This window comes from Sphingomonas sp., from assembly GCF_964263785.1.
In the GTDB taxonomy this organism is placed as follows: Bacteria; Pseudomonadota; Alphaproteobacteria; order Sphingomonadales; family Sphingomonadaceae; genus Sphingomonas.
The window spans coordinates 23,583-42,227 of record NZ_CAXVWL010000019.1 but is presented as its reverse complement, the minus strand read 5'-3'; the positions used below and the strand labels follow the sequence as shown (position 1 = coordinate 42,227).

Below are 18,645 nucleotides of genomic sequence, written 5' to 3'. Positions count from 1 at the left end.
GGGCTTGATCCGGGGTGACGAGGGGATGGCGGCGAGCGGCGGGGGTGACGACAAACTTCTGTCCTACGGCCCGCCGGCCGTGCTATCGTTCGCGTGAATCGGCGTTGTCCAGCGCCCGCTCTTTCTCACTTCTGCAATTTGACCACGACCGCGACGCATTTGCGCGTCCGCAAAATGCAACGATACGCGACAACTTCGCCAACATCCGGCGAGCGCCCCAACCGTGTAGGGCATGACCTTCCAGTGACCTTTCGAGCAGACGAACAGCGTCATTGGCCTCACCTTAGCCTCACCTTCCGCCCTCTAAACCACGAGCACATTGCTCCCGAACGTCTCCCCCGCCTCCAACGCCCGATGCGCCTCCGCGGCGTCCTCCAGCGGAAACTCCCGCCCGATCTCCGGCCGGATCGCACCCGCGGCGAGCATCGCGAACACCCGGTCGACGCTCGCCTGCTTCTCCGCCCGCGTCACGCAATAGTCGAACAGCGTCGGCCGCGTCAGGAACAGCGATCCCTTCGCCGCCAGCACCCCCAGATTGACCCCCTCGATCGTCCCGCTCGCGTTCCCATAGCTGACGATCAGCCCCCGCCGCGCCGCGCAGTTCAGGCTGACCGGCCACGTCGCCTTGCCGACCCCGTCGAGGATCACCGGCACGCCCACGCCCCCGGTCAGCGCCCGCACCCGCAGCGCGACGTCGTCATCGCGGCTGTGAAGCACATGGTCCGCCCCCGCCGCCTTCACCCGCTCGACCTTTTCCGCCGTGCCCGCCGTCCCGATCACCGTCGCGCCGATCGCCTTTAGCCAGCCGACCAGCAGGTGCCCCACCCCGCCCGCCGCCGCATGGACCAGCACAATCTGCCCCGCCTGCACCTTCGCGCAGCGCTCGATCAGGAACTCCGCCGTACATCCCTTGAGCAGCAACGCCGCCGCGGTCTTCGCATCGACGCTGTCGGGCAGCTTCACCACGTCCCCCGCATCGACGTTTCGCACGCTGGCATAGGCCCCGCGGTGCCCGGTGAAGCTCCCCACCCGGTCGCCCACCGCGACCTCGACGACGCCCTCGCCGACCGCCTCGACCACCCCCGCCGCCTCGAACCCGAGTCCCGCCGGAAAGGTCACCGGATACACCCCGTTGCGGTGGTACACGTCGATGAAGTTCAGCCCGACCGCCTCGTGCCGCACGGTCACCTCGCCGGGCGCGGGCGGTGGCAGGTCGACGTCGTGCCACTCGATGACTTCGGGTCCGCCGGTGCGGTCCAGACGGGCGACTCGGGCGTGCATACGCTGTCTCCTGAATTGGGTTGCCACCGCTCTACCCCCGCAATACCCGATGTTCCAACCAACACACGCGAGAGGGTGCCCCATGAACCGCTACCTGCAGCATTACATCGACGGTGCCTGGATCGACAGCGACGGTGGCAGCGTTCACCAGGTCATCGACCCCGCGACCGAACAGCCGGTGACCGAGATCACGCTCGGCACGCAAGGAGACGTCGACAAGGCGGTCGCCGCCGCCCGCCGCGCGTTCGAGACATACTCGCAGACCACCGTCGCCGAACGCCAGGCGCTGCTGACGAAGATCATCGAGGTCTACAAGACCCGCATCCCCGATCTGGCCAAGGCGATCAGCCAGGAAATGGGCGCGCCGATCGGCCTCGCCTCGATGGCGCAGGCTCCCACCGGCCTCGCGCACTTCGCCGCGACGCTGAAGGCGCTCGGCGCGTTCACCTTCGAGGAGCAGATCGGCAAGGCGCGCGTCGTCCACGAGCCGCTGGGCGTCGTCGCGATGATCACCCCTTGGAACTGGCCGCTCAACCAGATCTGCGCCAAGGTCGCCCCCGCGCTCGCCGCAGGCGACACGATGATCCTCAAGCCCTCGGAGGAAGCCCCGGGGTGCGCCGCGATCCTCGCCGAAATCCTCCACGAAACGGGGGTGCCTGCGGGCGTCTTCAACCTGGTCAACGGCGACGGCCCCGGCGTCGGCGCGGCGCTTTCCGCACACCGCGACGTCGACATGGTCAGCTTCACCGGCTCCACCCGCGCCGGCATCGCCATCGCCCAGGCCGCCGCGGCCACGGTCAAGCGAGTCCACCAGGAACTCGGCGGCAAGGCCGCGAACCTCGTCCTCGAAGGCGCCGACCTCGCCGCCGTCCTGCCGCCGACGGTCTCTGGCGTGCTGGCCAATTCGGGGCAAAGCTGCATCGCCCCCACCCGCCTGCTGGTCCACGAAAGCCAGGTCGCCGACGCCACCGCCTTCGTCAAGGCAATGATGGAAAGCACGCAGGTCGGCGACCCGTCCGAGATGGGCGTGCACATCGGCCCGGTCGTCAACAAGGCGCAGTTCGAGAAAATCCAGGGCCTGATCCAGTCCGCCATCGACGAAGGCGCGACGCTCGTCACCGGCGGCACCGGTCGCCCCGACGGGCGCAACGCGGGCTTCTACGTCCAGCCCACTCTCTTTGCCGACGTGACGCCGGGAATGCGGATCGCGCAGGAGGAAGTGTTCGGCCCAGTCGCCACGATCACGTCCTACGCCACCCGGGACGAGGGCATCCGCATCGCCAACGACACCGCCTACGGCCTCTCCGCCGCCATCTCCGGCGACCCCGCCGAAGCCGCCAAGGTCGCCCCGAAGCTGCGCGCAGGGCTGGTGACGATCAACTCCTGGAGCCCCGACGCGGGCGCCCCCTTCGGCGGCTACAAGCAATCGGGCAACGGCCGCGAGAACGGGCGCTACGGCCTGGCGGACTTCATGGAGGTGAAGACGATGGTCGGACTGCCGGGATAGCGGTTGCGGCGGTCGGGCTCTACCTGTATACACCGTAGATACGGAGGGCGGCATGGGTGTAATCGAAACCAAGACGTTCAAGAGTGGCAACAGCAGCGCGCTTCGCTTGCCCAAGGAACTCGGCCTGCCGCCCGGCACGCGCGTGACGATCGAGCGGAACGGCAGAGGCTTTGCGGTGCAACCGCTGGAGGATCCGGAAGACGTCCGGCGCGATCTCGAAACGATGGCAAGTGAGATCAGGGCGATTTGGGACGCTGCTGGAGGTCCGCCGCCGCGCGAAATACGTGATCCCGATATCTTCCCGGATCGCCCCGGACTATATTGATTGCCGCTGCTCATCGACACCAACATCGCCATACACCTTCGCGACGGCGACGCGGACGTGACCGCACGTATCGTCGCCAGACGCGAACGCCCCGCCATTTCGCTCGTGACGCTCGTGGAGCTGGAAGGGGGCATCTATGCGCATCCCGAGCGAATAGAAGGCCGCAAGCGCGGCGTCGTGTCGTTGCTGCGCAGGGTGACGGTCGAGCCGGTGGACCGGGTTGTCGTGGAGGCTTACGGGAACATCGCTCGTCATCTGGGCTTTTCGAGACGGCTCATTCTCGACCGCCTCATCGCCGCAACCGCCATCGTCCACGACCTCACCCTCGTCACGATCAACGGCGACGACTTCCGCGATATTCCTCGCCTCCGCCTCGAAGCATGGCCCGCGCCCGCTCAATAATCCCGCGACACCCGCACGTTCGCGCTCTGCCGCCCCAGCGTCGAGATGCTCGACAGCACCGACAGCCAGCGGGTCAGCTGGAACTCCAGCCGCGTCGCCGAATAGCCCTGACCGTCGGTGACGATCTCGGCATACACCCGCCGCGTCACGTATTTGCCCGCGGCGATGGAGGTGCCCTGCCCCGTTTGCGGGTCGGCGGGCAGGATGCGAAGCCGGTCGAGCCCCGCCGCCCGGCGTACCGCATTGATCGGGTTCAACCCGCTGTTACCCCCCTGCAGCGCCGCCACGGCCGCAGCAAGCTGGAGCGCTTCGGGCGCGGACAAATTGGTAATCGACGTCCCGAACAACAGCCGTGACAGCAGCTCGTCCTGCGGCAACGCAGGGGTGCTGGTGAAGCCGATCTCGGGTTTCAGCGCCGTCCCGGTCACGCGGATGGACGCGTTCAGCCCCGTCGAGTCCGCATTCGCCTCGATATCGAGCGCCGGATTGGCAGGCACTTCGCCAGCAAAGCGAATGACGCCCCGATCGAGCTCGAACTCGCGCCCGGCGAACTCATAGTCGCCGCGGATCAGGTTCGCCCGGCCTGTGATCGCCGGATTGGTCGGCGTCCCCGCGATGCGCAGGTCGGCGCCCCACTCGCTGGTCAGCCCCAGCCCACTGACCAGCACCTGCCCCGGCGCGCGGGCATGCAGCGCCAGCGTCCACGGCCTGACGGCAGGCGCGTCGTCCTCATCGCCGCCACCGGGCACGTTGATCTCGCGGACGTTGATCCTGGGGGTCGCAGTCGCGGCGGTTGCCTGGCCCAGCCGGTAGCGACTGCGGTTCAGCACGACATCGCCCGAGATCGTCCCCCCTGCACCGTCGGATGCGAACACCAGCGGGCCACTGACCGTGGCGCCGATCTCGTCGCGCCCGATCATCACCGCATGATCGGCCTGCAGCCGCAGATCGATGCCGATGCCGCGCGCCGCGGCAAAGTCGAACCGGCCCGTGCCCGTCACCCGGCCGCCGCGTCCGGCATCGGCGGCGAACCGGTCGATCGCGAGGCGCGAGCCCCCGAACCGCCCGCTCGCCTGGACGTTGGTCAGGATCGTGCCGGTGGTCGCGCTCTCGATCCGCGCGCCTGTTGCCTGGATCGTGCCTGCGATCACGGGCGCGGAGAGCCGTCCGCGCACATCGGCACCGATCGCCACCGGCCCCGACAGGTCGAACAGCTCGATCCCGGTCAGGCGCCACAAGGTATCCGCAGGCCCGCCATAGCGGAGCTGCGCAAACAGCGGCGCATCGGCGATCCGGCGGACGAAGCTTCCCGAGCCGAGCGGGGCCAGCAGTGCCTGCGCCCGCCCGACCGTCTTGCCCCCCGAAGCCGCGACCGCGCGCAGTCCCAGCCGATCCGCGGTCAGCACGCCCGCCACGCCGACATCGATCGGCCGTGACGAGAGCACGAGCCCCGAACGCGTCAGCCCACGGATCGTCAGGTCGACGCGGCCTGTGGGCGGAGCCTCGGGAGCGATCGCGAAGGCCAGCTTGCCCGACGCCGCCCCGCCGAGCCCCAGGCCGGGAAAGCCGATGTCGAGCACCGTCAGCGGCATTGCGGTCAGCGACGCGTCGATCGCGCCGCCACCGCCCGCAAGTCGCCCGCCGACCTGCGCCTCGCCGCCTCCGAAGCTGAGCCGCGTGGGGGCGAGACGCCAGCCGTCGCCATCGCGGGCAATCACGGCCGGTGTCAGCAGCGCGAGCGGGCGGCGATCGAGCGTGCCTTGCGCCGCGACCACGAAACGATCGGGTGCGATCCGGGTCACGGTCTGGATGTCGAACGCCCGCCCGCGCGAGCCCGCGATGGAAGCGCGGACCGTTCCGACACCGCCACGCACCGAGGCGGTGCCGGCGAAGCGCGCCAGGCTCAGTCCGCCGCGGCGCAAACCTCCGCCGGTCGCGGTCGCCTCGATTGTGGTGCCCGCCGGATCGAGCCCCGCGACGAGATCGAGGTGACCCCGCCGCAATGACGTCGCCCCCGCGCGCGCGCCGCTCGCATCGAGGTGCGCTTCGACTTGCTGGATGTCGCCCACTGGGCGGAACAGGATGGCGCCCGCGATGCCGCCGCCCGCCACGCCCAGCCGTCCGTCGAACCCGCCGGGTACGACGTCGAGTGCGCCGCTCGCGCGCGTCCCTGCCACGTCGAGTCGCGCAACCGCGATGCGCGCCTGTCCGCCGGGCGGCAGTAGGATCGCACCGTCGCCGGTGAAGCTCCCCAGTCGCGAGCCTCCGGCTGCGCGGAACGCGAAGCCTTGCGGCGTGGGGTCGAGGTGCGCGCGGACCTGCGACAGTCCCAGCGCCGCGTTGGGACTTGCCAGCAGCAGATCGAGGGTCGGCTTGGCGATATCCCCGTCGAGCACCAGCCGCACCGGGCCGTAGCTCGCCTGCCGTCCGGCGCCCTCGAAATGGAACGTCCCGTCACGACGCCGATATCCCTCGCCCGCCAAGCGGATCAAAGGCGCGGTCAGCACCAGTCCGCGCAGGTGGAGGATACCGTCGGGCGTGCGTTCCAGCCCGGTGGTGATCCGCGGCAGCCCGCCCGCCAGGCTGCGGAAGAAGGCGTTGTCGAGCCGCAGCATCCGCGCCACGCCGCGCCCGACGACACGCGTGCCCTTGCCCTCGGGGCCCGGCACGACGGTCAACCGCGACTGTACGTCGACGACGCCGAGCCCGGGAATGAGATACCGGCCGAGGGCGCCATTGAGCCCCACCTCGAACCGCCCGGAGCGGAGGTCCAGCGTCAATGCGATCCGGGCGGCAAGTTTATCCGACGTCAGCCGCAGATCGTTGCCCGTCACCGTCTGCGGCGTGACCCGCAGCACGCCGGCCACCCCCAAATTGCGCAGAATGCCCCCCGCGACATCACCCACACCGGTGACCCGCGCCGCAACGAAGCGGATAGGCACGAGCACCGGGGGCGTCGACAGCCGCCCGCGTCCGCTGGCGCGCGCAATTTCGAACCCGGTCTGGTCGAAGGCGAAGCGGTCCGCGCTTAGCCGGTAATCGAACGCTGCGCTCGCGAACGCGCCGTCGACGATGGCGCGCAGCGCCACGCCACGCCCGGTCATGTTCGGAAACAGCGCCTCCGGCCGCAGCAGCCGCGCCGCGATACGAACGTTGCGATACGCGCCTCCCGCCAGATCGATCGTGCCCGTCGCATCGACCGCCAGTGCCGCCGAGCGCAACGACAGGTCGCCGCTCAACCGGCGATCGGCGAAGGTCGCGCCGCCGTTCACCAATACCTTCGGGCTCGACAGCCGCTGGAGCTTGCCCCCGACGAACGGCGCGGGCACCAGCGCGCCCTGTAGCGTGTACCGTCCAGCACGCGCCGCGAGCGCCAGGTCGATCGCGCGCACGCTCCCGGCCTGCCCAGTTGCGCGGCCGTTCCACGCCGCCCAGCGCCCGTCGCCGGACACGCCGAGGCGAACGGGCGCCCGCACCCCCGCCATCCGCGCGAGCACACCGTTGGCGGTGCCGCGCGCGGCGACGTCGATGTCGAACCGGTCGCGCGCCGGTTCCGCGTCGATCGTCAGGCGTACCCGGTCGGTCCCGGCGACGAGCGCGGCGAGATCGATCAGCGCGCGGCCCTGACGAATGTCGGCGCGGCCCTCGATCCGCCCCACCCGCTCGCGCCCCAGCACGGGCGGGGCCAACACCAGCCGGTCGACCCTCAGCGCCCCGATCGCGATATCGAACGCGGGCAGGATCGCGCTGCGCTTTGCGCTCGGCCGGGTCTGCGGCGCGTGCAGCAGCGTCGCCCTGGGCATCTCGAGCGCGCGGATGTCGAGGCGATTGGCGAACCAATTCCACGGCCGCCAGTCGAGCCGCACCGACGGTGCCTGAAACACCAATCCGTCGAGATCGTAGACGCGCAGGTCGGTGATCCGCGTGTCGGCATACAGCGATCCGTCGATCCGACCGACCCCGAACCGCAAACCGTTGGCGGTACGGATGCCATCGATCCGCTGCGCCACCCAGCGATGACCCACCTCGCTGTCGACGACTGCCAGCAGCAGGCCGAGCCCGGCCGCCAGCCCCAGCAGCGCCAGCGCGATCCGCCGCAGCCACCTCAAAACGCCTGCCCCAGCGACACGTAGACCGCAATGCGCGTATCGCCCGGCTGCGGGTTGACCGGCGTGCCGACATCGACGCGGATCGGCCCGAAGCTCGAATAATAGCGTAGGCCCAGCCCGGTGCCGAAGCGCATTCGCGTGAGATCGGGCAGGGCGGCGGTATAGATGTTGCCCGCGTCCAGGAAAGGCACCAGCCCCACGTTGCCGAACAGCTTGACCCGCGCCTCGATCGCGAACTCCGCCAGGCTGCGCCCGCCGATCGGATCGTTGTTGGGGTCGCGCGGTCCGATCGACTGGAAGCCATAGCCGCGCACCGACGCGCCGCCGCCCGCGTAGAACCGCCGCGAAGGCGCGACCTGATCACGCGGCGCCCCCAGTATCGTGCCAAGCCGCGTCCGTGCCGCCAGCACCACGCCGCCGATCGCGCGATATCCGGTCGCGTCGATCTGCGCGCGCGCATAGCCGAATGCCGTCCCCTGCAGCGACAATTCGGGGCTGATGCGCCCGCCCAGCCGAAAGCCGCGCGTCGGATTGAGCAGGTCGTCCGACCCGTCGTAATTCAGGCTGGTCGGCAGTGCTGCGATGAAGAAGGTCCGCCGTCGCGGCGCTCCCGTCGATACGACCACGTCGCGCTCGTCCGACGCCAGCAGCTCGGCGCCCAGCGACCACGTCCAGGTCTTCTGGAAGAAGATGTTGGTCTGCCGCTCCAGCGATCCCGACAGGCTGAAGGTCTTCGCCTCGTATGCGTCGCGCTGGGTATTGGCAGCGGCAAGCTGCAATGTCAGCACGCGGTCGCGGGCATGGAAATTGTTGCGCCGGAACACCACCGAGCCGAGCTGCTCCTGTGTCCCCAGCACCGAGCGCAAGGTCAGCGCGCCTTCGGGCGGAAACAGGTTGCGGTGTGTCCAGGTCAGCTCCGCACGCGCGCCCTCGCCGGTGCCATAGCCCAGTTCGCCCGCGACGGTGCGCGGCGGCGCCGGGTCCATCCGCACCGACACGTCGACCGTGCCCGGCGCGGTCCCCGGCACCGGCTTCACCTCGACGGCGGACACCAAGCTCGTCTGGATCAGCGCGCGCCGCAGGTCGTCGAGCGAGGAGACGTTGTAAGGGTCGCCCGGCGTGAATCGCGCGATATCCTGGACATGGCGTGCATCGAACACCCGGTTGCCCGGCGCCGCGACGACCTGCCCGAAGCGAAGCGAAGCGCCGGGATCGACCTTCACGTCCAGTGTCGCGGTGCGGGCGGCACGATCGACGACGATCTCGGGCTCGCTCACCGTGGCAAAAGGAAATCCCTGCCGCGCCAGTCCGGTCGTCAGCGCCGCCTGACCGCCGACGATCGTGTCGGCGTTGACCGGCGCGCCCTCCTTCACCCCGAACGCTTCGCTCAGCGGTGCCGCCTTGTCGCCCGCCGCCGCGATCCCGTCGATCGTCACGCCCGCAAACCGGTAAAGCGTTCCCGGCGTTGCATCGAGCACCACCCGCGGCAGCGTGCCCGGCTCGACTCGGGTCGCCACCCGCGCGTCGTAATAGCCCTCGCCGCGCAACAGGCTGGCAAGGAGGTCGGCGTCCTCGCGCGCGCGCCGGTCCAGTTGCGCCGCATTGGCAGGCTCGCCGTCGTTGGCCTTTAGCGTCGAAGCCTGCTCGAAGCGCTGTCGGAGCAGCGCCGAGCCAACATCGTCGATTCCCTCGATCGTCCAGCCGTAGCGCGCCTCTGTCGATGCGTCGGTGGTCGGAGCGGAGGGTGTATCGGGCGCCTTGGTCGTCAGGTCGGGCCAGTCGACGCCGATGTCGGGCAGCGGCGCCAGCGGCGATGCCAGATCGAGCCCCGCCTCCGGCGGCACCGGCGCATCTTGCGCGGCCAGGCTGGAGGGCAGGAGAAGACACACGACCGCACCCCCGCACAGCCGCGCCAAGCGGTACATCATGCGCGAGCGTCTAGGCGGTGTGTGGAGGAGGATCAACGCCAGCGGTTCAGGCCCTATACCGGCAGCACGATCCGTGCCACCAGCCCCGGTGCATTGTCGGCCAGCTCGAACCGTCCGCCATGCAGCCGCGCCACCGCCTCGATCAACGCCATGCCCAGCCCGGCGCCCGGCGTCGAGCGCGCGGTATCGAGCCGGCCGAACCGCTTCATCGCCTGCGCGCGGTCGGCCTCCGCGATCCCCGGCCCGCGATCCTCGACCTGGATGGCGACGCCCTCCGCAACCCGCGCCAGTCGCAGCACCAGCGATCCGCCGCCGCCGGCATGCTTCATCGCATTGTCGATGAGGTTGCCGATCGCCTGGCTCATCAGCTCGCGGTGAAACGCCATCGGCCGCGGCCGCACGTCGATCGCGACGCTGAACGCCAGCCCCGCATCCTCGACCACCGGCTCGTACAATTCGGCGATCTCCTCGATCAGCTCGCCGGGAGCGACGCGCGTGAAGCGATCGCGCGAGACCGACTCCGACCGACTGATCTCGATCACCATCGTCAGCATCCGCAGCACCAGGTCGGTCTCGACCACCAACCCGCTCAGCGCCGCCTCGCGCGCCTGCGGGTCTGCCAATGTCACCGCCTGCTCGGTCTTGGTCCTCAATCGCGCGAGCGGCGAACGCAGGTCGTGCGCCAGGCTGTCCGTAACGACGCGCAGTTCGCCCATCAGCGCCTCGGTCTTGTCGAGGGTGGTGTTCAGCCGCTGCGCCAGCCGATCGAACGCATCCTGCCCCCCCGCGACGACGTCGACCCGGCGCGACAGATCGCCCTCACCGACCGCATCGACGACGCCGGCGATCGCGTCCAGCCGCTGCGCGACATAGCGCGCCAGCACCAGCCCGCCGACGACGCCGAGCGCCAGGCTCAGGAACACCGCCAGCGCCAGCGCCCGCTCGATCGCGCGCTGCTCGGCGGCGATCAGATCGAGGTTGCGCCCGACCAGCAACCAGCGCCGCCCAATCGGCCTCAGCGAATAGCCGGTCTCGCGGTCGACCCACAGACCGCTGTCGCCCAGCCGCGCGATCCGGAACCCCGTCGGCACCAGCCGCGTCGCGAAGCGCTCCGGCGCGACCCCCACGATTCGCCGCCCGGCATCGTCGAGCATCGCCAGCACCAGCGACACATCGCCCGGCGCGCGTGCGCTCAGGATCGCGCGCGAAAGGGCCGCGTCGCCGCCGCTGGCCCACACTTCGCGCAGCGCATCGGCCTGTTCGATCGTCTCGCGCTGCACCGCCTGTATCGCATCGCTCTGCGTCTGCTTCCACACGAAGCCGACGAGCGCCAGGTTGGACACGAGCGCCAGCACGATCGAGAGCAACGCGATCCGCGCAGTGACCGAAAGCCGCATCACCCCTCAGGCGACAGCCGGTATCCCGCCCCGCGCACGGTATGTAGGATCGGTGTCGCGAACCCGTCCTCCAGTTTGCGCCGCAGCCGCCCGATATGGACGTCGACGACGTTGGAGCCCGGATCGAAATGATAGTTCCAGATCTTCTCCAGCATCATCGTCCGCGTGACGACCTGCCCGGCGTGCCGTGCCAGGAACTCCAGCAGGTTGAACTCGCGCGCGCCCAGCGGAATCGTCTTGCCCGCGCGCACGACATGGCGCGCGAGCAGGTCGATCTCCAGATCGCCGACCGCCAGTTTCGTTTTCTGCGGCTCGGGAACCGCGCGATCTGAACGGCGGACCAGCGCCTCGACCCGCGCCGACAGCTCGGCGAACGAGAACGGCTTGCACAGGTAATCGTCCGCTCCCGCCTTCAATCCGTCGACCCGGTTGTCGACGGTGGCGAGCGCGGACAGGATCAGTGTCGGCGTCGCGATCCCCGCCGCGCGGATCGCACTGATCATCGCCAGCCCGTCGAGCCCCGGCAGCATGCGATCGGCGACGATCAGGTCGAACACGCCCTCGCTCGCCAGGAACAGCCCGTCGCGTCCATCGTGCGCCTGCTCGACCAGATACCCCGCCTCCGCCAGCCCTTTGGCCAGATAGGTGGCGGTGGAGGCGTCGTCCTCGACGATCAGGATCCTGCGGGTCATGGCTGCTCCATAACAGGGCCCGTTCCAAATAGGGAAGGCCGGCGGAAGGCATCCCTTCCACCGGCCTTACGGCGCCCCCGGGAGTGTCGGGCGCCGATAGCGGTGCCGGAGCGTTTGGGGGAGAGTCGACGCTCCGGCTATAAACCCGGCGATAGCGCGCGGGAGCGGCCGAGGCGGTGAAGGTGCGGTGACATTTGCGTCATGGGGGCAGGATCGGGAATGGACGAGGTAGGGTTCGCTCGTTCGTGCTGAGCGAAGTCGAAGCACATCGCCCAGAGCCATACCCTTCGACTGCGCTCAGGGCGAACGGAGGATCTGGTGCAAGGACAAGCGAGCCTTACGCCTCCAATATCCCAGAAATCGCCGCCCCGACCGCATCCATGTCCGCCATCCCGTCGACCCGCCGCACCAGCCCCCGCGCTTCGTACAGCGGCAGGATCGGCGCGGTCTTCGCGCGATATTCCGCCATCCGCGTCCGCACCGTTTCGGCATTGTCGTCCGGGCGCCGCTTGAACTCGGTCGATCCGCACACGTCGCAGACCCCGGCGACCATGGGCAGCTTGAACCGGTCATGATACCCCTCGCCGCATTTGGCGCAGGTGTAGCGTCCGACGACACGCTCAATCAGCGCCGCCTCGTCGACCTGAAGTTCCACGACGAAGTCCAGCGCGCGCGCGCGCTCGCTCAGCAGCAGGTCGAGCGCATGCGCCTGCGCCTCGGTGCGCGGATAGCCGTCGAAGATCGCGCCGCCCGCACTATCGGCCTGGTCCAGACGCTCGCCGATCAGCGCAGAGACGATCGCGTCGGATACGAGCTCCCCGGCTTCCATCACCGCCTTGGCCTGCAAGCCGACCGGCGTCCCCGCCTTCACCGCCGCACGCAGCATGTCGCCGGTCGACAGCTGCACCATCTGCCGCTCAGCGACGAGCCGCGCGGCTTGCGTGCCCTTGCCGGCGCCCGGCGGGCCCAACAGAATGATATTCACGCGAACGCTCTCCCTTCGTTCGTGGAAACCGATGACGGCGCTTAACGCAAACGTCCGCCCTTGAGCTTGGATTTTTTGATAAGGTCGCCGTATTGATGCGCCAGCAGGTGGCTCTGGATCTGCGTCACCGTGTCCATCGTCACGTTGACGACGATCAACAGGCTCGTGCCTCCCAGATAGAAGGGTATCGACAGCGCGGTTACCAGATATTCCGGCAGCAGGCAGATGATCGCCAGATAGCCCGCGCCGATAACGGTGATCCGGGTCAGCACGTAATCGAAATACGTCTCGGTGTTCTTGCCCGGCCGGATGCCCGGCACGAAGCCGCCATAGCGCTTCAGGTTCTCGGCCGTCTCCTCCGGGTTGAACACCACCGCGGTGTAGAAGAATGAGAAGAACACGATCCCCGCGCCGTACAGCAGCATGTACACGGGCGAGCCGTGCTGGAGATATTGGTTCAGCGAGATGATGAAGTCGCCCCACGCGCTCTCGCCCGCCACCCGCTGACCGGCGAACTGACTGATCGTTAACGGCATCAGCAGCAGCGATGAAGCGAAGATCGGCGGGATCACGCCGGCGGTGTTGATCTTGAGCGGCAGATGGCTGCGATCCGCCTGCATCCCGCGCTGCGTCGCGCGCTTGGGATATTGGATCAGGATGCGCCGCTGCGCGCGCTCCATGAAGCAGATGAACAGCACCAACCCGATCACCGCGACAACGATGCCGACGATCCGAATCGGATCGAGCGAGCCCGTACGCCCGCCCTCCAGCAGGTTGACGAGTGTCGTCGGCAGATGCGCGACGATGCCCGCCATGATGATGAGCGATACGCCGTTGCCGATGCCGCGGTTGGTGATCTGCTCGCCGATCCACATCAGGAACATCGTGCCGCCGATCAGCGACACGATCGCCGCCACGATGAACAGCGGCCCCGGCTCCGCAACCGCGCCGCCCGCCTCCAGCCCACGGGCGATGAAATAGCCCTGCACCGCAGTCAGCAGCACCGTGCCGTAGCGCGTATACTGGTTCAGCCGCTTGCGCCCGCTCTCGCCCTCCTTCTTGATCGCCGCCAGCGTCGGCGACAGCGAGGTCGACAGCTGCACCACGATCGACGCGGTGATGTACGGCATGACGCCCAAAGCGATCAGGCTGGCCCGCGACAGCGCTCCGCCCGAGAAGGTGTTGAAGAAATCGAGCACCCCGCCCTGCGACCGGTTCGCCAGCGCCGCGATCCCGACCGGGTCGATCCCCGGCAGCGGCACGTAGCTCAGCAGCCGGAACACGATCAGCGCGCCGATCGTGAACCACAAACGCTTCTTGAGGTCGGTCGCCTGCGCGAATTTCGACAGACTGATGCTTTGCGCCATCTGGTCGGCTGCGGATGCCATCGTATTCAGGTGTCCTGGAAACAAGAACGGCGGGATAGGTCAACCCCGCCCCACCGCTCATATAGGCGCCCGGGAGCGCTTGTCTAATGCTTGGCCGCCAATGGAAGAGGCGGACCGCCCCGCCCGCCTCCGTTCGCCCTGAGCGAAGTCGAAGGGCATCGCCCGGAGCGAGATGCTTCGACTTCGCTCAGCAAGAACGGCAATTTGTCAGCAAACGGGGTTAGAGATCACGCCTTGAACGACGCCTTATGCGCCTTGCGCTCCTGGTACTTCACGCCCTTCTTGGCCGCAGCCTTTTCAGCCGCCGGCACGACGTGGATCACGTCGACCTTGCCGCCCGCCTTCTCGACCGCCTCGATCGCACCCTTGGACGCGCCCGCGACGGTGAACGACAGGACCGTGGTCAGCTCGCCCTTGGCCAGCAGCCGGACGCCGTCCTTGCCGCCACGCGCTAGGCCAGCGGCCTTCAGCGCGTCGTGATCCAGGGTCGTGTTCGCCTCGATCTTGCCCGCGTCGACCGCCTTCTGGATGGCGCCCAGGTTCACCTCGGCATAATCCTTGGCGAAGATGTTGTTGAAGCCGCGCTTCGGCAGCCGCATGTGGAGCGGCATCTGCCCGCCCTCGAAGCCGGCGATGGACACGCCCTCGCGGCTCTTCTGGCCCTTCTGGCCACGCCCGCCGGTCTTGCCCTTGCCCGATCCGATGCCGCGCCCGACGCGCATCTTGGACTTGCGGGCACCTTCGTTGTCGCGGATTTCATTGAGTTTCATGATCTGCACTCGCTTTCGCTTTTGTCGCGCTAAATTCCTTCTCCCGTCGGGAGAGGGAGGGAGCCGCTGAAAGCGGCGGAAGGGTGAGGGCGACGCGATCTTGTCGCACTCACCCTCACCCCGCGGCGCTTACGCGCCTTGCCCCTCTCCCGGCGGGAGAGGGGAAGAGGGCTCAGCCCTCCACGCTCACCATATGCTGCACCTTGCGGATCATCCCGCGAACCTCGGGGCTGTCCTCCAGCTCCGACGTCCGGTGCATCTTGTTCAGCCCCAGGCCGATCAACGTCGCGCGCTGGTCCTGCTTGCGGCGGATCGGCGATCCGGTCTGCGTGATCTTGACGGTTGCCATGTTGCTTACTCCACCCCGCTCTTACTCTACGAGCGCCGCGGCGTCGGCCTCGGCGGTCTGCGATCCGCCGCGACCGAGCAGGTCGGCGATCTTCTTGCCGCGCCGCTGTGCGACCGCCTTGGGCGAGGTCTGCTCGCCCAGCGCCTCGAACGTCGCGCGGATCATGTTGTACGGGTTGGACGTGCCGACCGACTTGGTCACCACGTCGGCGACACCGAGCGATTCGAAGACCGCGCGCATCGGCCCGCCCGCGATGATCCCGGTGCCCTGCGGCGCCGAGCGAACCGTGACGCGACCGGCACCGAAGTGGCCGTTGACGTCGTGGTGCAGCGTGCGGCCATCCTTCAGCGGCACGCGGACCATCGCCTTCTTGGCCGCCGCGGTTGCCTTTGAGATCGCCTCGGGAACCTCGCGCGCCTTGCCGTGACCGAAACCGACTCGGCCCTTGCCGTCGCCGACGACGACGAGCGCCGCGAAGCCGAAGCGCTTGCCGCCTTTGACCGTCTTGGACACGCGGTTGATGTGGACCAGCTTCTCGATCAGCTCTTCGCCGCCGTCGTCGCTGCCGGGACGCCCGCGGTTACCGCCGGGGCCGCCACGACCGCCGTCACGGCCGCCACGGTTGCCGCCCGGGCCGCCGCCGCGATTGCCGCCACGGCCACCGCCGCCGCCACCGCCGGGACCACCGCGACCGCGACCACCGCCGCCGCCACCCTGGTACCCGGTGCTCTGCGGAGCCGCCTGCTGCGTCGATTCCTGCGCGGCGGCTTCGGGAACACCCGTTTCGACCGGCGTGTTGTTGTCGTCAGCCATGTCTTAGAACTCCAGTCCGGCTTCGCGCGCGGCGTCGGCCAGCGCCTTGACGCGGCCGTGATACAGGAAACCGCCGCGATCGAAGACGACCTGCGTCACGCCCGCAGCCTTCGCCGCTTCCGCCACGCGCTTGCCGACCTCGGTCGCCGCCGAGATGTTCGCACCGGAAACCCCGCGCACGTCCTTTTCCAGCGTGGAGGCCGACGCGACCGTCGATCCGGCGACGTCGTCGATCACCTGCGCGTAGATGTGCTTGCCCGAACGATGCACCGAAAGCCGTGGACGGACCCCGGCACGCGCACGGAGCGCGGTGCGGTTGCGGCGACGCCGCTTGGCGAAAAGAGAGAGACCCTTGGTCATTACTTCTTCTTCCCTTCCTTGCGGAAGATGAACTCGCCGGCGTATTTGATGCCCTTGCCCTTGTACGGCTCGGGCTTGCGCCAGCGGCGGATTTCGGCGGCGAGCTGGCCGACCTTCTGCTTGTCGGCGCCCGAGATCTCGATCGTCGTGTTGTCCGGGGTCTTGACCTCAAGATCCTCGGGCACGTCGATGTCGACGTCGTGGCTATAGCCGAGCTGCAGCTTGAGCTTCTTGCCCGTCGCGTTTGCGCGGTAGCCGACGCCGGTGATCAGCAGCTTTTTGGTGAAGCCCTCGGTCACGCCCGTAACGAGGTTCTGCACCAGCGTCCGCTGCATGCCCCAGAACGCCCGCGCACGCCGCGTGTCGTTCGCCGGGGTCACCGCAATGCCCTCGCCCGAAACGTCATAGCTGATGTCGTCGGACAGCTTGAGCGAGAGCAGCCCCTTGGGCCCCTTCACGCTCATCACGCCACCGTCGATCGTCGCGGTCACGCCCGCAGGCACGGGGACTGCCTTCTTGCCGATGCGGCTCATCAGAACACCTCCGCCAGGACTTCGCCGCCGACGTTCTGCTCGCGCGCTTCGGCATCCGAAAGCACGCCGCGCGGCGTCGAGACGATGGTGATGCCGAGACCGTTCATGATCCGCGGCAGGGCTTGCGACCCGCTGTAGACCCGGCGGCCGGGCTTGGAGACGCGCGCGACATGCTTGATCGCGGGCTGACCCTCGAAATACTTCAGCTCGATGCGCAGGCCCGCGGCGGGGCCCATCTGCTCTTCGCTGTAGCCACGGATGTAGCCCTCGCGCTGGAGCACGTCGAGCACCCGCGCACGCAGCTTGGATGCGGGCGTCAGCACGCTGTCCTTGCGGGCGCGCTGGCCGTTGCGGATGCGGGTGAGCAGGTCACCCACGGGATCGGTCACTGCCATCTATACAGTCCTTACCAGCTCGACTTCGTCAGGCCGGGGATGAGCCCCTTGTTGCCCAGTTCACGTAGCATGATGCGCGACAGTCCGAACTTGCGATAATTGCCACGCGACCGTCCGGTCAGTTGGCAGCGGTTGCGCACCCGCGTCGGATTCGCGTTGCGCGGGAGTTCCGCCATTTTCAGGCGCGCGATCAGCCGCTCGCCGTCGTCGAGGGTCTTGTCGTTGGCCTTCGCCTTCAGCGCTGCATATTTGGGCGCATATTGCTTGACCATCGCCTTGCGGCGGTTGTTCTTCAATACCGAACTCAGTTTCGCCATGGACTTAAGCTCTCTTTTTCTTGGCCCAAGATAGGGCCTTCTTCTCTAGCCCTCTCCCGCTCGCGGGAGAGGGTTGGGTGAGGGTCTTCTTCTGAGCACATCGCCCAGCCCGGCCCTCACCAACTCCGACTAGGCGGCAAGCCGCCAAGTCTCCGTATCCTCTCCCGCGAAAGCGGGAGAGGAGTTATGTCACGCCGCCTTCTTCTCTTCGACGGCCTCTTCGATCGGGAACGGAAACCCTAACAGCCGCAGCAGCTCGCGCGCTTCGTCGTCGGTCTTCGCGGTCGTCGTCACGATCACATCCATGCCGCGCACCTTGTCGATGCGGTCATAGTTGATCTCGGGAAAAATGATCTGCTCCTTGATGCCGCAGGCGTAATTACCGCGACCATCGAAGCTCTTGGGGTTCAGCCCGCGGAAATCGCGAACCCGCGGCAGCGCGATCGTCACGAAGCGGTCGAGGAACTCGTACATCCGCTCGCGACGCAACGTGACCTTCACGCCGATCGGCATGCCTTCGCGCAGCTTGAACTGCGCGATCGACTTCTTCGCCTTCGTAACGACGGGCTTCTGCCCGGCGATCAGCTCCATCTCGGACGCAGCCTGGTCGACGCGCTTCTTGTCCTGGGTCGCCTCGCCGACGCCCATGTTCAGCACGATCTTGTCGAGCCGGGGCACCTCGTTGACGTTCTTGTAGCCGAACTTCTCGGTCATCGCCTTGGCGATCGAGTCGTCGTACATCGCGCGCAGGCGCGGCTTGGAATCAGCCATCGATCTTGGCTCCCGTCTTCACGGCCACGCGGACCTTCTTGCCGTCCTGCATCTCGTAGCGGACGCGCGTCGGCTTGCCGTCCGCGGTCACGTGCGCGACCTTGGAGACGTGCATCGGCGCCTCGATCTTTTCGAGCCCGCCCTGCGGATCGGTCTGGGTCGGCTTCTTGTGGCGCGTCGCGACATTGATGCCGCCGACGATCACCTTACCGTCCTTGGGCATCGACTGGGTGACCGTGCCGGTCCGCCCTTTGTCCTTGCCCGACAGGACGATGACCTGATCGCCCTTCTTGATCCGCATCTTCAGCTTGGGCTGAACCGTC

Annotated in this window: 19 protein-coding genes; 3 read left to right on the top strand and 16 right to left on the bottom strand. The window is 68.2% G+C overall.

All coding sequences use genetic code 11. The annotated features are described in order from the left end of the window. Positions 1 to 303: 303 nt before the first annotated feature. Positions 304 to 1,281: a quinone oxidoreductase gene (locus tag ACE5C1_RS02365; RefSeq protein WP_374942453.1), complete on the bottom strand. Its 978-nt coding sequence runs from the start codon at positions 1,279 to 1,281 to the stop codon at positions 304 to 306. Positions 1,282 to 1,363: 82 nt separating this feature from the next. Here ACE5C1_RS02365 and ACE5C1_RS02360 point away from each other — a divergent pair, with 82 nt between their 5' ends. Genes ACE5C1_RS02360 through ACE5C1_RS02350 form a run of 3 tightly spaced genes read left to right on the top strand, consistent with a single transcriptional unit; the run spans position 1,364 to position 3,515 of the window. Then, positions 1,364 to 2,788 (top strand): aldehyde dehydrogenase family protein, encoded by a 1,425-nt coding sequence (locus ACE5C1_RS02360; RefSeq protein ID WP_374942452.1) that lies wholly within the window; start codon positions 1,364 to 1,366, stop codon positions 2,786 to 2,788. Positions 2,789 to 2,840: 52 nt separating this feature from the next. Then, positions 2,841 to 3,113: an AbrB/MazE/SpoVT family DNA-binding domain-containing protein gene (locus tag ACE5C1_RS02355; protein ID WP_374942451.1), complete on the top strand. Its 273-nt coding sequence runs from the start codon at positions 2,841 to 2,843 to the stop codon at positions 3,111 to 3,113. Next, positions 3,114 to 3,515, top strand: coding sequence for a PIN domain-containing protein (locus tag ACE5C1_RS02350; protein WP_374942450.1), 402 nt, complete (start codon positions 3,114 to 3,116; stop codon positions 3,513 to 3,515). Here the strand turns inward: ACE5C1_RS02350 and ACE5C1_RS02345 are convergent. The 15 genes from ACE5C1_RS02345 to rplX form a co-directional block, all read right to left on the bottom strand. Further along, entirely contained in the window at positions 3,509 to 7,615 is a 4,107-nt protein-coding gene (locus tag ACE5C1_RS02345; protein WP_374942541.1) for a translocation/assembly module TamB domain-containing protein, read from the bottom strand. The genes ACE5C1_RS02350 and ACE5C1_RS02345 overlap by 7 nt on opposite strands. Positions 7,616 to 7,620: 5 nt before the next feature. Further along, on the bottom strand, positions 7,621 to 9,552 hold the full coding sequence (locus tag ACE5C1_RS02340) for an autotransporter assembly complex family protein (RefSeq protein WP_374942449.1): 1,932 nt from the start codon (positions 9,550 to 9,552) through the stop codon (positions 7,621 to 7,623). Between the two features lie 53 nt (positions 9,553 to 9,605). Then, positions 9,606 to 10,949, bottom strand: a complete 1,344-nt coding sequence (locus ACE5C1_RS02335; RefSeq protein ID WP_374942448.1) for an ATP-binding protein — start codon at positions 10,947 to 10,949, stop codon at positions 9,606 to 9,608. Continuing rightward, positions 10,949 to 11,641 (bottom strand): winged helix-turn-helix domain-containing protein, encoded by a 693-nt coding sequence (locus ACE5C1_RS02330; RefSeq protein WP_374942447.1) that lies wholly within the window; start codon positions 11,639 to 11,641, stop codon positions 10,949 to 10,951. Before ACE5C1_RS02330 ends, ACE5C1_RS02335 begins: the two co-directional genes overlap by 1 nt. A gap of 337 nt (positions 11,642 to 11,978) precedes the next feature. Further along, a complete protein-coding gene (locus ACE5C1_RS02325) occupies positions 11,979 to 12,626 on the bottom strand; it encodes an adenylate kinase (protein ID WP_374942446.1) in 648 nt (215 codons plus the stop codon). Positions 12,627 to 12,667: 41 nt separating this feature from the next. After that, positions 12,668 to 14,014 (bottom strand): preprotein translocase subunit SecY, encoded by a 1,347-nt coding sequence (secY, locus tag ACE5C1_RS02320; RefSeq protein WP_374942445.1) that lies wholly within the window; start codon positions 14,012 to 14,014, stop codon positions 12,668 to 12,670. Positions 14,015 to 14,241: 227 nt separating this feature from the next. Further along, positions 14,242 to 14,784 (bottom strand): 50S ribosomal protein L15, encoded by a 543-nt coding sequence (gene rplO / locus ACE5C1_RS02315; RefSeq protein ID WP_374942444.1) that lies wholly within the window; start codon positions 14,782 to 14,784, stop codon positions 14,242 to 14,244. Positions 14,785 to 14,956: 172 nt separating this feature from the next. Beyond that, on the bottom strand, positions 14,957 to 15,133 hold the full coding sequence (gene rpmD, locus ACE5C1_RS02310) for a 50S ribosomal protein L30 (RefSeq protein WP_374942443.1): 177 nt from the start codon (positions 15,131 to 15,133) through the stop codon (positions 14,957 to 14,959). A 21-nt stretch (positions 15,134 to 15,154) separates the two neighbouring features. Next, the gene (gene rpsE / locus ACE5C1_RS02305) at positions 15,155 to 15,946 is read right to left on the bottom strand and encodes a 30S ribosomal protein S5 (RefSeq protein ID WP_374942442.1); all 792 of its coding nucleotides are present in this window, start codon (positions 15,944 to 15,946) and stop codon (positions 15,155 to 15,157) included. Positions 15,947 to 15,949: 3 nt separating this feature from the next. Then, positions 15,950 to 16,306 carry a 50S ribosomal protein L18 gene (rplR, locus tag ACE5C1_RS02300; RefSeq protein ID WP_374942441.1) on the bottom strand — a complete coding sequence of 119 codons (357 nt, stop codon included), beginning with the start codon at positions 16,304 to 16,306 and terminating at the stop codon, positions 15,950 to 15,952. Then, positions 16,306 to 16,839 (bottom strand): 50S ribosomal protein L6, encoded by a 534-nt coding sequence (rplF, locus tag ACE5C1_RS02295; protein ID WP_374942440.1) that lies wholly within the window; start codon positions 16,837 to 16,839, stop codon positions 16,306 to 16,308. The genes rplR and rplF overlap by 1 nt, the downstream gene beginning before the upstream one ends. Further along, the gene (gene rpsH, locus ACE5C1_RS02290; RefSeq protein ID WP_374942439.1) at positions 16,839 to 17,234 is read right to left on the bottom strand and encodes a 30S ribosomal protein S8; all 396 of its coding nucleotides are present in this window, start codon (positions 17,232 to 17,234) and stop codon (positions 16,839 to 16,841) included. The genes rplF and rpsH overlap by 1 nt, the downstream gene beginning before the upstream one ends. A gap of 11 nt (positions 17,235 to 17,245) precedes the next feature. Continuing rightward, positions 17,246 to 17,551, bottom strand: coding sequence for a 30S ribosomal protein S14 (rpsN, locus tag ACE5C1_RS02285; RefSeq protein ID WP_374942438.1), 306 nt, complete (start codon positions 17,549 to 17,551; stop codon positions 17,246 to 17,248). Between the two features lie 189 nt (positions 17,552 to 17,740). Beyond that, a complete protein-coding gene (gene rplE / locus ACE5C1_RS02280; protein ID WP_374942437.1) occupies positions 17,741 to 18,322 on the bottom strand; it encodes a 50S ribosomal protein L5 in 582 nt (193 codons plus the stop codon). After that, entirely contained in the window at positions 18,315 to 18,623 is a 309-nt protein-coding gene (gene rplX / locus ACE5C1_RS02275) for a 50S ribosomal protein L24 (protein WP_374942540.1), read from the bottom strand. The genes rplE and rplX overlap by 8 nt, the downstream gene beginning before the upstream one ends. Positions 18,624 to 18,645: the final 22 nt, after the last annotated feature.

Bases quoted from the DNA above. Each gene is read 5' to 3' on its own strand.
- ACE5C1_RS02365 (WP_374942453.1), bottom strand. From the start codon at position 1,281: ATGCACGCCCGAGTCGCCCGTCTGGACCGCACCGGCGGACCCGAAGTC.
- ACE5C1_RS02360 (WP_374942452.1), top strand. From the start codon at position 1,364: ATGAACCGCTACCTGCAGCATTACATCGACGGTGCCTGGATCGACAGC.
- ACE5C1_RS02355 (WP_374942451.1), top strand. From the start codon at position 2,841: ATGGGTGTAATCGAAACCAAGACGTTCAAGAGTGGCAACAGCAGCGCG.
- ACE5C1_RS02340 (WP_374942449.1), bottom strand. From the start codon at position 9,552: ATGATGTACCGCTTGGCGCGGCTGTGCGGGGGTGCGGTCGTGTGTCTT.
- ACE5C1_RS02335 (WP_374942448.1), bottom strand. From the start codon at position 10,949: ATGCGGCTTTCGGTCACTGCGCGGATCGCGTTGCTCTCGATCGTGCTG.
- ACE5C1_RS02330 (WP_374942447.1), bottom strand. From the start codon at position 11,641: ATGACCCGCAGGATCCTGATCGTCGAGGACGACGCCTCCACCGCCACC.
- secY (WP_374942445.1), bottom strand. From the start codon at position 14,014: ATGGCATCCGCAGCCGACCAGATGGCGCAAAGCATCAGTCTGTCGAAA.
- rplO (WP_374942444.1), bottom strand. From the start codon at position 14,784: ATGAAACTCAATGAAATCCGCGACAACGAAGGTGCCCGCAAGTCCAAG.
- rpmD (WP_374942443.1), bottom strand. From the start codon at position 15,133: ATGGCAACCGTCAAGATCACGCAGACCGGATCGCCGATCCGCCGCAAG.
- rpsE (WP_374942442.1), bottom strand. From the start codon at position 15,946: ATGGCTGACGACAACAACACGCCGGTCGAAACGGGTGTTCCCGAAGCC.
- rplR (WP_374942441.1), bottom strand. From the start codon at position 16,306: ATGACCAAGGGTCTCTCTCTTTTCGCCAAGCGGCGTCGCCGCAACCGC.
- rplF (WP_374942440.1), bottom strand. From the start codon at position 16,839: ATGAGCCGCATCGGCAAGAAGGCAGTCCCCGTGCCTGCGGGCGTGACC.
- rpsH (WP_374942439.1), bottom strand. From the start codon at position 17,234: ATGGCAGTGACCGATCCCGTGGGTGACCTGCTCACCCGCATCCGCAAC.
- rpsN (WP_374942438.1), bottom strand. From the start codon at position 17,551: ATGGCGAAACTGAGTTCGGTATTGAAGAACAACCGCCGCAAGGCGATG.
- rplE (WP_374942437.1), bottom strand. From the start codon at position 18,322: ATGGCTGATTCCAAGCCGCGCCTGCGCGCGATGTACGACGACTCGATC.
- rplX (WP_374942540.1), bottom strand. From the start codon at position 18,623: ATGCGGATCAAGAAGGGCGATCAGGTCATCGTCCTGTCGGGCAAGGAC.